The organism is Ruegeria sp. AM9 (assembly GCF_056540565.1).
In genome coordinates this window covers 584,450-596,944 of record NZ_JBQFWY010000001.1, presented here as the reverse complement: position 1 = coordinate 596,944, position 12,495 = coordinate 584,450, and the positions used below count along the sequence as shown (strand labels likewise).

The window sequence follows — 12,495 nt, the reverse complement described above, 5'->3', positions numbered from 1 at the left end:
CATGAGGTCAGGGAATGAAATTTGTGAAACGGCTTATGACCAGCCCGGTCCTCATGGTGGCCCTGGCTGCAGCGGTTGTCCTGCTGGTTCTTGAGGTTGAGAAGCTGCGCAAACGCCCCGTGGGCGTGACCCATACCGCGCCAGTCTGGTCCGACGATCAGACCACCCAGGTCGAGACCATTTTCACCGCTCTGAACATGCGCGCGCTGGACGTTCCCGTTGAACGCGCCGGAGGCGGCGGGGCCCTGGCCAGCCTGGGCAACGACTTGCTTTTGATGACGCATGAAGGCGGGTTTTTCGAAGTAGGCGGGGATGAGGCTCGCAAACTGGACATTGCCCCTCCGCCGAACGGGTGGAAGGCCATGCTGGATTTCGAGGCCGCGAATCCGAACTACAACTTCGCCCATTTTTTCTTTCGCTATAACGATGTGGACGTTGTGGACGATGAGTTGCTCGTTTCGTTCACCGAATGGGTTGAAGGTGACAACTGCTACCGCACCTCGATCGCACGGGCGGACTTGGATGGCGCTGCCTCAGCGGACGCGTCGATCGGCGCGGATGACTGGAGCCTTGTGTTTTCAACTGAGCCTTGCCTGGCGCCCAACCCGAACGGTCGCGCCATTCAGGGGCACATGGCCGGGGGACGTTTTCGTGTAGATGCAGACGGCACGCTTTATCTTGCGGCCGGTGACTATGCGCAGGACGGGATTTATGCGCCGGTGCCACTGTCTCAGGACCCCGAGCAGATGTATGGCAAGGTGATCGCGATTGACCTTGAAACCGGCGAGAACCGCATTGTCAGCCAGGGTCATTCGAACACGCAGGGCATTGCCTTTGACGCCGAGGGTAAGCTGTGGGCGGTTGAACATGGCCGACGCGGCGGGGATGAGTTGAACCTTATCCGCGAAGGCAAAGATTACGGCTGGCCGAAGGTGTCGCTGGGCACACGGTATAACCGGCTGCCGCTGCCCGACACTCTGGACTACGGGCGCCACCCTGAGTTCGAATTGCCAGCTTATTCCTGGTTGCCATCGGTCGCCATCAGCTCGCTGGCCCCAATTGACGATTTCCATCCCGCCTGGGATGGCGATCTGATCGCCGGTTCACTGGCAGGCAACAGCCTGTTCCGCATCCGCACGAAGGGCGACAGCATCCTGTTTAACGAACACATCCCGCTGGGTTTTCGTATTCGATATGTGCATCAACATGGTGACGCGATTGTTCTGTGGACGGATCAGAAAAAGGTACTGCACCTGACTGTTGGCGAGTTTGATCCCAGCTATCAGTTCGCCGTTTCGAAAATCGGGAACCTCGACCTGTCCAAACACACGGCCGAGGCGGTCGAAACCGCGCTGGAAGGCTGCGCTGAGTGTCATGGTTTCGGTGTGCTGCCCAGTGCCGGAGCCCCGTCTTTGGGTGAAGTCTATGGGCGCAAGGTCGCGGGTCTGGCGGATTTCGACTACTCGCGATCTCTTTCTGCCGTGGGCGGAGAGTGGGACCGCAGCCAGCTTGTTGCCTTCCTCGGCAATCCGCAATCCGTGGCCGGGGAAACGTCCATGCCGGACCCAGCCTTGGATGACCCCGAGGTGATCGACGCGATCGTGGACATCCTGGTCTCGCTGCGTCGGCAGGCCGAGTGAAAAGCGGCCCGACTCCATACCCTGAAACAAGAAAAGCACAGGCGTCCGGGCCTGTGCTTTTTTTCTATTGGAAACAGGCTGTGCGGCCAGAACCGGATGGCCTAAATTTGCTCAACCTTCACCGACTCGGCCGGATAGAAGGCCACATAGCCCTTGATCTCGGCCATGGCGGGCAACGGGTTCTCATAGCTCCACGCCGCGTTCTCGGTCACCGAGGATTTGTTGACGATCGAGAAATGCGTCGCATCGCCTTTATGCGGGCAATGCGCGATCTTGTCGGTCATATCCAGAAACGCCATCGCGATGTCCGAGCGGGGAAAATAGATCACCGGGGTCAGGTCCCCTTCCGACAATTCCAGGGCACCAGTGCTTTCACCCAGTACAGCGCCGCCCGAACGAACGCTCCATTTGCCCGGTGCCTTGCGGATCGTGATCTCTACCATTTCTTTTTCCTCGTCTCTTCTGGGCCACTCCTCTGCCCGGTATATGTAACAGTCCGGTGTCAAACCGGCGCGGTTGCGGCATCCAACCACAGTTGAGCGTCATCGCCCAGCCTTGGCCGGATCTTTTCCGCAACGTCGCGGTGATAGGCGTTCAGCCAGTCGCGCTCTGCCGTTGTCAACATGTCGACCACAATCAGCCGCCTGTCGATGGGCACATAGGTCAATGTACGCCAGTTCAGCATGGCGCGCTCGTCGTCTCCGCCGGGCAGGGCCGGGGCCTCTTGCACGACGACAAGGTTTTCGATGCGGATGCCGAAGGCGCCTTCGCGGTAATATCCCGGCTCATTCGACAGGATCATGCCCGGTTGCAGCGGAACATGGCTGACCTTCGACAGACGCTGAGGACCCTCGTGAACGCTCAGATACGCGCCAACGCCATGGCCGACACCGTGGTTGAAATCCTGCCCCGCAGCCCAAAGCGGCGCACGCGCGATGCCTTCGATGTCGCGCCCGGCCAGCCCAACCGGCCAGCGCAGCATGGACAGGTTAATCATGCCCTTCAACACGCGGGTGAAACAGGATTTTTCCTCGTCGCCCGCATCACCGATGGCGATGGTGCGGGTGATGTCCGTGGTGCCGTCCAGATATTGCCCGCCGCTGTCCAGCACCAGTATCTGCCCGTCTTCAAGGCGGCTGTCGGTCTCTTCAGTCACGCGGTAATGCATGATCGCACCATTGGGTCCGGTACCCGCGATGGTATCGAATGAGATATCCTGCAGCGCATTATCCTTGCGGCGGTTTTCCTCAAGCCGCGTGACGACCTGAGTTTCGGTCAGCGTGCCGGGTGGCTGGGCATCCAGCCAGCACAGAGTTTCGATCACCGCCACCGCGTCCCGCAAGTGCGCCTCGGCGCTGCCAGCGATTTCGGCGGTGTTCTTGCAGGCCTTGGGCAGAGCGCAAGGATCGCCGTTATCCACCATCCGCTCCTGCAACACATCCGCAACCGCCTGAGGCAAAGTACCCAAGTCGACCTGAACCTGCCCGTCCAGCGCTTTGATAGCGCTCAGAAACCTGTCCGGCGCATGGATCCGCACCTGTTCGCCCAAAGCCACCGTCAACTTCTCGTCGGCCATGAACAGGTCCACCATCCCGTCGGCGTTCAAAATGGCAAAGCCGTGCGCCACCGGGTTATACCCGATATCCGAGCCGCGAATGTTCAGCAGCCACATGATCGAATCCGGCAATGTGATTACAGCCGCAGTGCAGTCGGCGTCGCGCAGCGCTTCGGCCAGGCGGGTGATCTTGCTGTTCGCCGATTCACCGGCAAACTCAATCGGGTGCGCCTTGACCGGGTTCATCGGCGGGGCGGGTTGATTGTCCCACACCCGGTCCACCAGATTGTCACACCGCAGCAGTTCGATCCCGGTGCCCGCCAGTTCTTTCTGGGCGCTCTCGATCTGACCAGCGGCGTGAAGCCAGGGATCAAAGCCCACCTTGCCACCGTCTGGCAACTGCTCTTTCAGCCACGCGCTGAGACTGACTTCGGGCCACGGCACGGGCGTATATTCCGCAGCAACCTGCGCCTTCACCTGCGTCCGATAACGGCCATCCACGAATACACCCGCGATGTCGGTCAAAACGGCACAAAACCCCGCCGATCCGGTGAAGCCGGTCAGCCAGGCCAGTCGCTCGTCCCGAGGGGCCACATATTCGCCCTGATGCGCATCCGCGCGTGGGATCAGGAACCCGTCCAGCCCCTCTCGCGCAATCTCTTGGCGCAACGCAGCCAACCGTGGCGGCCCCTGTTCCGGACGCGCGGTCACCTCAAAGGACTGAAACATGTCATAAATCTCCCAAACAGGGCTTGCCCATTCATCTTTTTGGAAAACACTCCCGCCGGAGGCAAGGCCAGCCTCAGCTGGCCTTCTTCATTCCCATCACCCGCGCCCGAGCCCGCGGGTCGCTGTCAAACAGTGCCGCCAGCTGCTCGGTCATTGCGCCTGCCAACTGTTCCACGTCCGTGATTGTCACCGCACGGTCATAATAGCGGGTCACGTCGTGGCCGATCCCGATGGCCAGAAGTTCCACCATCTTGCGCTTTTCGACCATGGCAATCACGTCGCGCAGGTGTTTCTCCAGATAATTCGCTGGGTTGACGCTGAGCGTTGAATCGTCGACCGGAGCGCCGTCCGAGATCACCATCAGGATCTTGCGCTGTTCGCGCCGGGCCAGCATCCGGCGATGCGCCCACTCCAGGGCCTCACCGTCGATATTTTCCTTCAGCAGACCCTCTTTCATCATCAGACCCAGATTGGGCCGCGCCCGCCGCCACGGTGCATCCGCGCCCTTATAGATGATGTGGCGCAGGTCGTTCAGACGTCCGGGCTGCTGCGGGCGGCCATCGTTCAGCCACGCCTCGCGCGCCTGACCGCCTTTCCAGGCACGCGTGGTAAAGCCCAGAATCTCGACCTTCACATTGCAGCGTTCCAGCGTCCGTGCCAGAACGTCGGCACAGATTGCCGCGATCGAGATCGGACGACCCCGCATCGACCCCGAGTTGTCCAGCAGCAGCGTCACCACCGTATCGCGGAACTCGGTGTCCTTCTCGACCTTGAAGCTCAGCGGAGTGGTCGGGTTTGCCACCACACGGGCCAGACGGCCGGCATCCAGAATACCTTCCTCGCGGTCGAACTCCCAACTGCGGTTTTGTTGCGCCTGCAGGCGGCGCTGCAGCTTGTTGGCCAACCGGCTGACCGCACCCTTTAGTGGCTCCAGCTGTTGATCCAGATAAGCGCGCAACCGTTCCAACTCGGCCGGTTCGGCCAGATCCTCGGCGGCGATTTCTTCGTCATAGGTGTTCAGGTACACCTTGTATTCCGGATCGGCCTCGGACGCGGGTGCCGGGGCAGGCGGTTCCAGCGGAGCCTCGCCTTCGGGCATCTCGGCCTCTTCGCCCATCTCGTCATCGGCCATCTCGTCCATCGAGACCTGAGCCTGAGACTGGTCCTGCTGTTCTTCCTGCGTCTGTTCCGGGTTGGCGTCAGCGTCCTGTTCGTCCTGATCGTCCTGACCGGTGCTGTCGGGATCGGGCTGTTCTTCGGCGTCGTCCTCGGCCTGATCTTCCTGCTCGTCGTCCAGTTCATCGGGGTCGTCGCCCAACTGGTCGCCATAGCCCAGATCCTTGATCATCTGCCGCGCGAACTTGGCAAATTCGGCCTGGTCCGCGAGGATGTCATCCAGGTTTTCCAGCGTCCCGCCGGCCTGTTCCTCGATAAACCCGCGCCACAGGTTCATGATGTTCTCGGCGGCAGGCGGCAGGTCACGTCCGGTGGCCAGATGGCGGATCAGATAGCCCGCCGCAACCGCCAGCGGTGCATCCGCGGGCTGTTTGCACTGATCATAGCCCCGGCGCAGCGCCTCATGCCCGATCTTGACGTCAATATTGCTGGCCGTGCCGGGCATGTCCCGCGCGCCCATCGCCTCGCACCGGGCAACCTCCATCGCCTCATAGAGGTCTCGCGCCATATCGCCCGGAGGCGCATAGCGCGCATGGGTCGCGTCATCATGATACCGGCGCTGCAACGCCAGCGCATCCGCCGTCCCGCGCGCCAGCAGAACCTCTTCGCGGGTCATACGGCGGCTGACCTGCGGCAGGCGCATTGACTCGCCCGTCAGTCCCGACGGATCGACCGTATAAGAGACGTTCAGTTCCGGGTCGTCGGCCATCACCTTGGTGGCCTCGGCCAGGGCCTTCTTGAACGGATCGGCGGGGTTGTCGTTGGGTTTGCTCATCGGCGGCAGGTCCGGACTTGTTCTGTTCGGGCAACCTAGAGCCATTCCGGAGCCTTGGCCATAGGTCCACCCCCGTTTTCCCATGAAACCAGCGCGGTGCTTACGGCAGAACCTCGGTGCATTCAGAGATCCAGCGCGCAAGCCGCCGTTCTGTCCTGGCGGCGGCCCGTTCGTTCATCTGAACGCGTTGGCGCCTACGCGTACAGGTTGAACCACCTGGAAACCCCGTCCAGCGCACCTTTCAGACCAGTCGCAGGAAAGAACTCCTGATCCTTGCCGTGGTGCGAATCCAGAACCGTTTCCGCCAAACGGTCCATTTGTCCGGCATTCAGTGCAACCGGATTGTTGACGGCGCTGGAGTTTACCTTTTTGGCGGGTATGTCGGACAGATCGAACCCGTTTTTCCGCCCAAACTTTTTCAACCCGCTTTGCAGTTTCGCAAAATCCAGCAGGGAAACACGGGCTCCGGACGCATGCAGGGCGCTGGTGTTGAGCATCAATCGGGCGGGGATATTCTGGGTGTCCAGCAGATTCGAGATGGAATGGTTGGTCGACACAAGCGCCTCGAATTCCTGCAAGTCGATGGGTTCGTTGCGGGCGTCTAGGCCAAAGCCGCCGTCTTCCTGTTCACGCATCCAGCGGTGGGGCGAGTAGTACAGTGAGATCATCCGATCGATCGGAGGGCGGGCAAAAGCATAAGCTGTATAGCCGGAAAAGGCCGGTCCAATCAGGTCGCTGTATTCTGCCAGAGTCTGGTGCTTGGACTTGGTCGCTTCGCCATTCAGTTCAAACCGGTCGGTGCCGTCCTGATGCCCGCTGGTTACGATCGCGTCGTCGGAAAACCGAAGGAAGCATCGGGTAAAGAAGTTCCCTCCGGTTTTCGGAACGTGAATGAACACGCACTTTTGCTTGGCGAAATGCACGTCTTAGCCCAGACTTGCACTTGCTGCGCTTTCGGGCAGTTCCTCGTCAAAGCAACGCTGGTAGAACTCAGCTACCGTCTGGCGCTCCAGCTCATCACATTTGTTCAGGAAGGACAGGCGGAAGGCGTAACCCACGTCGCGGAAAATCTCGGCGTTTTGCGCCCAGTTGATCACGGTCCGGGGGCTCATCACCGTGGACAGGTCACCATTCATGAAGGCAGTCCGGGTCAGGTCGGCAACGGTGACCATCTGGCTGACGGTCTTGCGGCCCTTTTCGGTGTTGTAGTGCGGCGCCTTGGACAGAACGATCATCGTCTCGGCATCATGGCTGAGGTAGTTCAGCGTCGAGACCAGCGACCACCGGTCCATCTGTGCCTGGTTGATCTGTTGCGTGCCGTGATACAGGCCGGTCGTGTCACCCAGACCCACGGTGTTTGCGGTGGCGAACAGGCGGAAGTTCGGGTTCGGCGTGATGATCTCGTTCTGGTCAAGCAGGGTCAGCTTGCCGTCATGCTCCAGCACACGCTGGATCACGAACATCACGTCGGCGCGGCCTGCGTCATATTCGTCGAACACGATGGCGACAGGGTTGCGCAGGGCCCAGGGCAGGATGCCTTCGTGGAATTCGGTGACCTGCTTGCCGTCGCGCAGCTTGATGGCGTCCTTGCCGATCAGATCGATCCGGCTGATGTGGCTGTCCAGGTTCACGCGGACGGCAGGCCAGTTCAGACGGGCGGCAACCTGTTCGATATGGGTCGATTTACCGGTGCCGTGATAGCCCTGAATCATCACACGACGGTTGTGGGCAAAACCTGCTAGAATCGCCAGCGTGGTTTCGGGGTCGAACTTGTAGGTGTGGTCGATGGCGGGAACGCGATCGCTTGCTTCGGCAAAGCCTTTGACCGCCATGTCGGTATCAATGCCGAACACGTCACGAACCGAGATGTCCTCGGTGGGTTTTGCGTTGATGTCGATCGATCCGTCAGCCATTCGCCTGGTCCTTATCCTTTGGCCCGTATTGCCGGGTTTGAACCCGTGTGTGGTGCAACATATTGCGGGCAAGGGCAAGGGAAAGAGACGCAGGCTAGAAGCGGATCAGATGTTTCATTGAAACTAAATCTGAGATGACATCGGTTCGAATGACTTCAGCCTTTAACCAGACCAACAACCGCCCCTTACAGTGACAACCACAGTTCACCCCTTTCAAAGCCACCCTGGATCAGACTATCTTGCTTTAATTCGGCACGGTCAGTGGCCCAATCCCGATAGCGATCATTTGCGACCACACGTGCGTTGAGATCCACCGCTGCACGCAAGATCAAAGGATCGGCCGGGGTGCCCTTTGGCGCAATCATTACGCGATTGACCGGCAGGTCGAGTGATCGGGCGAAATCGCGATCACTCATATAGCGATTTGCGATCTTGTACCCTGCGTTGGCGTCAAATACGACCGCAGGCCGCAAGCCAGCGGTTTTCAATGCCGAAAGAACCTCGCGCAGCGTTTCAAGACTGGGCTCGCCATTTCTCCAGTGCATCACATTAGAGCCGTCAAGGATGATCCAGTCGCCGGAATCGCGAGACTCCCACCAACTCCGCAGCAGCAATATCAGACTTGCAAACGCACAGGATGAGGCCAGCAAAAGCCACTCAGGCCTCGTGGGGTGGACAATGGCGGCGGCCAATCCGCAGAGCGAAAGCACAAACAGGCTAAGGGGCACGCGCAAGGTCGGACCTCGGTGAATTCAGATATCCAATCGCCGCAAATATGGATGACCCTTTCCGGGGATTCCAGGCAGAACTCATCGCAGGATATTGAATTTGCAGGTGGTTCTGAGCAGAAAGGCCGAAACCTTATTTGAAATTCCGGCTGTCCTTGATCTGATCCCAGGCCCAGACGACCTCTTGCAGCTGTTCTTCCTGAGACCGGTCGCCGCCGTTCATGTCCGGATGCAGCACCTTGATCAGCTTTTTGTAGGCCTTGCGCACTTCGGCTTTGGTCCAGCTGTCCTTGGCCTCGAGAATTTCGATGGCGCGGCGCTCGGTGGGGGGCAGGCGGCGGCCGCCGCCACCCGAGGTGCGCCCCTTGTTCTGCGTGCTGTTTGCACCCAGCACCTGATGCGGGTCCTCGATGCCCAGGCGTGCCCAGGCGCGCGCCTCGGGGTCACCCATGGGTTTGGTCTCACGCTCCCACACTTTGTCCTTGGAGCGCTGCGCGTTCAACTCGGCCTCGGTGGTGCCGTCAAAGAAGTTCCATTTCTGGTTATATTCACGCACGTGCTGCTGGCAGAACCAGAAGAAATCATCCAGAACATCCGGTGCTTTGGGCGCACGGAACTTGCCCGCCTCTTCGCAGCCTTCATGGTCGCAGATACGCACCGAGGTCTCAGACGCACCCGACATCCCCCGACGCCCGCGCGGGTTCTTTTTCTTGGCGCTGGAGACGGACATATCGAATCCGAAAGGGTCTGATTTCGTCATGCTGTGATCCTTAAGAACGCATCTTCTCGACTCGGAGGCAGCAGTTTAATCTAAGCAGCCGAAAGTAGAAGAGGGGGGCGGTAAAATTTTTACCGCTGAGCGAAAAAATGACTGTGACCGACGAAATCCGAGCCCGCCTGCAGGCGGCATTTGATCCGCGTGAGCTTGAAGTCATCGACGACAGCGAAAGCCACCGCGGCCACGCGGGGTATCGGGACGGCGGTGAAAGCCATTTCAACGTCCGCATCCGGGCCAGCGCGTTCGCAGGCCAATCCCGCGTTGTCCGCCACCGCGCGGTCCACAAGGCATTGGGTGATATCGTGCCGCGTATTCACGCCTTGGCGCTGGATATCGGGGAATAAGCTACAGAAATTCGTTGGTTTATGCTGCGAAGCACCAAATCAGAAAACCGTTGACAGAAGACTGCGTCGCTTTTCAAGTTAAGGAATGCGACGTTTTGTAGAAAGATCTTTTGCGTTCAGGGTTCTGCTGGCAGTTTGCCTATTGCTTCAGCTTCCATCTTCGTCTGCATCGCAGGAGCTTGTTCTGGTCTCACCGGATGGCAAACCGGTCGTTCACGGCGTGTCCAACCGATTTCGACGGACGGGGGGGCTGTGCCTGGACTATGGTAAGACGCGTTTGCGCAATGGGCAAAAATACAAGGTCGTCGAGCCCAGCCGCACAATTACCAGTCATGAGGGGATGGATTTTTGTAAACGTGCCGGCTCACCGGTGATTTCGCCCGTCAACGGGCGGATCAAGTATATCGAGCAAGACAACGCGGTATACGGTGGAGTTGTTGGGATTAGCATGGATGTCTCGGTTCGGTCCAGACCGGGGCAGGCCAAACAGAAAATGTTCCTTGAGATGGTTCATGTGGTGCCGGTCTCTGGGCTAAGGCGCGGCCAGCGCGTCCAGGCGGGCCAAGTGGTTGCTTATGTCCAAAAGGCGAACCGTCCAAGCATCGGAAAAACGCCCCACGTTCACTTCGCGGTCAGGCGTTGCGATCACTGGCCAACGTGCCACGTAGATCCGAACCTGTTCTGGCGAGATGGGCCGGGGCGCTTGTCCTGCTACGACCCCGCAAAGCCGCTTCCAAAGGGGCGGATTGTTGCGCCGGTCCCGTGTTGACGCCTGTTAGCTCTGAGGTTCTTCCCCGGATTCCGTCTTTCTCTCGGCCCCTTTCAGCGATAACGGGGGCTCCTTGGCCTCTTCCGCAATAGGGGCGGGGGCCTCAACGGCATCTGGTCCTGGAATTGGCTTTGCTTGCGACACGCTTTCACCGGCCTCGGGCGGGATCTGGGATGATGCATTAGTGGCCTCGGCCGCTCGGCGGAAAACCAGGACATTGCGCCAGTTCACCGTCGAACCGGTCAGGCCTGCGCGTTCCTCGCTAGGCAGCAACTCGGCGCGCTGGTACTCCCAGCCGTCCTGGCCCATCTGGTTCAGCACCTGTTCGACCGATGCGGCAAACCGGCCTTCTGCGGTTTTCTCACCTTTGGCCTTGATGCCTTTTTGCGGGGCGGGGACAACTTTGTATTCGTAGCGCTGCATCGGATTTTCCTGCTGTCGGGTCCCGGCAATCTAACATGCTGGAGATTTTGGGAAAGTCATCATCGTGCGGAAAGAGGCGGAAAAGAAAAACGGCGGGGTTTTGCGCAAACCCCGCCGTCAGCATTTCGTATCCAGATCGATTTACGAACCCAGCTTTTGGCTGACCAGTTCGTTGACCGCCTTGGGGTTGGCCTTGCCGCCGGTGGCTTTCATCACCTGACCAACGAACCAGCCGGCCAGTTTCGGGTTCACCTTGGCTTTTTCGACCTGTGCCGGGTTGGCGGCGATGATCTCGTCTAGGGCGGCCTCAATGGCGCCGGTGTCGGTGACCTGCTTCATGCCGCGCTCTTCGACGATCTGTGCCGGGTCACCGCCTTCGGTGTAGACGATCTCGAACAGGTCCTTGGCGATTTTGCCCGAGATGGCGCCGGACGAAATCAAGTCGATGATTGCACCCAACTGCGCCGGAGACACCGGGCTGTCGGTGATGTCGTGGTCTTCTTTCTTCAGGCGGCCGAACAGTTCGTTGATCACCCAATTCGCGGCCAGTTTGCCGTTGCGGCCTTTGGCGACCTCTTCGAAATAGGCGGCCGATTCCACCTCGGCGGTCAGCACCGACGCATCATAATCGGTCAGACCGAATTCGCTGATGAAACGCGCCTTCTTGTCGTCGGGCAGTTCGGGCAGCTTGGCGGCAATGTCATCCACCCACGCCTGCTCGATCTCCAGCGGAAGCAGATCGGGGTCGGGGAAGTAGCGATAATCATGCGCTTCTTCCTTGGACCGCATCGAGCGGGTCTCGCCTTTGTCCGGGTCATACAGACGGGTTTCCTGATCGACGGTCCCGCCACCTTCGACGATGGCGATCTGACGGCGGGCCTCAACCTCGATCGCTTGTTGGATGAACCGCATCGAGTTCATGTTCTTGATCTCGCAGCGGGTGCCCAGATGCGAGAAGTCCTGTGTTTCCTGATACTTCTCATACGCGCCCGGCAAACAGATCGAGACGTTCACGTCCGCCCGCAGGTTACCGTTCTGCATGTTGCCGTCGCAGGTGCCCAGATAGCGCATGATCTGGCGCAGCTTGGCGATATAGGCGGCAGCCTCTTCCGGGCCACGGATATCGGGGCGGCTGACGATCTCCATCAGGCAGACGCCGGTCCGGTTCAGGTCGACGAAGGATATATGCGGGTCCATGTCGTGGATCGATTTGCCCGCGTCCTGCTCCATGTGGATGCGTTCAATGCGGACCATGCGCGCGGTGCCATCGCCCATCTCGACCAGCACTTCGCCTTCGCCCACGATGGGGTGATACAGCTGGGAAATCTGATAGCCCTGCGGCAGGTCAGGATAGAAATAGTTCTTGCGGTCAAAGGCCGATTTCAGGTTGATATCCGCCTTCAGGCCCAGCCCGGTGCGCACCGCCTGTTCGACGCAATATTCGTTGATCACCGGCAGCATCCCCGGCATCGCGGCATCCACAAAGGCCACGTTCGAGTTCGGCTCGGCCCCGAATTTGGTCGACGCGCCTGAAAACAGCTTGGCATTGGATGAGACCTGAGCGTGCACCTCCATCCCAATCACCAGTTCCCAATCGTGCTTGGCCCCGGCAATGGTTTTAACTTTGGGCATTTCGTATGTCAGGTCGAGCATGGCGCGCCTCAT

Annotated in this window: 12 protein-coding genes; 3 read left to right on the top strand and 9 right to left on the bottom strand. The window is 59.6% G+C overall.

The features are described 5' to 3' along the window. Positions 1–14: 14 nt before the first annotated feature. Entirely contained in the window at positions 15–1,640 is a 1,626-nt protein-coding gene (locus ACR0DO_RS03000) for a PQQ-dependent sugar dehydrogenase (RefSeq protein ID WP_480556642.1), read from the top strand. Positions 1,641–1,741: 101 nt separating this feature from the next. On the opposite strand, the gene ACR0DO_RS02995 is transcribed toward ACR0DO_RS03000, so the two are convergent. The 7 genes from ACR0DO_RS02995 to ACR0DO_RS02965 all read right to left on the bottom strand — a co-directional run bounded on the left by ACR0DO_RS02995 (position 1,742) and on the right by ACR0DO_RS02965 (position 9,276). Continuing rightward, the gene (locus tag ACR0DO_RS02995) at positions 1,742–2,083 is read right to left on the bottom strand and encodes a DUF427 domain-containing protein (RefSeq protein WP_480556640.1); all 342 of its coding nucleotides are present in this window, start codon (positions 2,081–2,083) and stop codon (positions 1,742–1,744) included. Between the two features lie 59 nt (positions 2,084–2,142). Continuing rightward, complete coding sequence (locus ACR0DO_RS02990; RefSeq protein WP_480556638.1) at positions 2,143–3,924, bottom strand: aminopeptidase P family protein; 1,782 nt, start codon at positions 3,922–3,924, stop codon at positions 2,143–2,145. A gap of 73 nt (positions 3,925–3,997) precedes the next feature. After that, entirely contained in the window at positions 3,998–5,875 is a 1,878-nt protein-coding gene (gene cobT, locus ACR0DO_RS02985) for a cobaltochelatase subunit CobT (RefSeq protein WP_480556636.1), read from the bottom strand. 194 nt (positions 5,876–6,069) lie between these two features. Then, complete coding sequence (locus ACR0DO_RS02980; RefSeq protein WP_480556634.1) at positions 6,070–6,798, bottom strand: sulfotransferase family 2 domain-containing protein; 729 nt, start codon at positions 6,796–6,798, stop codon at positions 6,070–6,072. Positions 6,799–6,801: 3 nt separating this feature from the next. Then, positions 6,802–7,788: a cobaltochelatase subunit CobS gene (gene cobS, locus ACR0DO_RS02975; RefSeq protein WP_170325720.1), complete on the bottom strand. Its 987-nt coding sequence runs from the start codon at positions 7,786–7,788 to the stop codon at positions 6,802–6,804. 185 nt (positions 7,789–7,973) lie between these two features. Next, a complete protein-coding gene (locus ACR0DO_RS02970; protein ID WP_480556965.1) occupies positions 7,974–8,516 on the bottom strand; it encodes an NYN domain-containing protein in 543 nt (180 codons plus the stop codon). A 133-nt stretch (positions 8,517–8,649) separates the two neighbouring features. After that, positions 8,650–9,276: a J domain-containing protein gene (locus tag ACR0DO_RS02965; RefSeq protein WP_480556632.1), complete on the bottom strand. Its 627-nt coding sequence runs from the start codon at positions 9,274–9,276 to the stop codon at positions 8,650–8,652. Between the two features lie 107 nt (positions 9,277–9,383). On the opposite strand from ACR0DO_RS02965, the gene ACR0DO_RS02960 reads away from it, so the two are divergent. Both ACR0DO_RS02960 and ACR0DO_RS02955 read left to right on the top strand, forming a co-directional pair. Continuing rightward, entirely contained in the window at positions 9,384–9,638 is a 255-nt protein-coding gene (locus ACR0DO_RS02960; protein ID WP_480556630.1) for a BolA family protein, read from the top strand. An 85-nt stretch (positions 9,639–9,723) separates the two neighbouring features. Further along, positions 9,724–10,407 carry a M23 family metallopeptidase gene (locus ACR0DO_RS02955; RefSeq protein ID WP_480556628.1) on the top strand — a complete coding sequence of 228 codons (684 nt, stop codon included), beginning with the start codon at positions 9,724–9,726 and terminating at the stop codon, positions 10,405–10,407. A 6-nt stretch (positions 10,408–10,413) separates the two neighbouring features. Here ACR0DO_RS02955 and ACR0DO_RS02950 read toward each other — a convergent pair whose 3' ends face one another. Both ACR0DO_RS02950 and gatB read right to left on the bottom strand, forming a co-directional pair. After that, the gene (locus ACR0DO_RS02950; RefSeq protein ID WP_480556626.1) at positions 10,414–10,830 is read right to left on the bottom strand and encodes a DUF4177 domain-containing protein; all 417 of its coding nucleotides are present in this window, start codon (positions 10,828–10,830) and stop codon (positions 10,414–10,416) included. A 141-nt stretch (positions 10,831–10,971) separates the two neighbouring features. After that, positions 10,972–12,483 (bottom strand): Asp-tRNA(Asn)/Glu-tRNA(Gln) amidotransferase subunit GatB, encoded by a 1,512-nt coding sequence (gene gatB, locus ACR0DO_RS02945; protein ID WP_480556624.1) that lies wholly within the window; start codon positions 12,481–12,483, stop codon positions 10,972–10,974. Positions 12,484–12,495 lie beyond the last annotated feature (12 nt).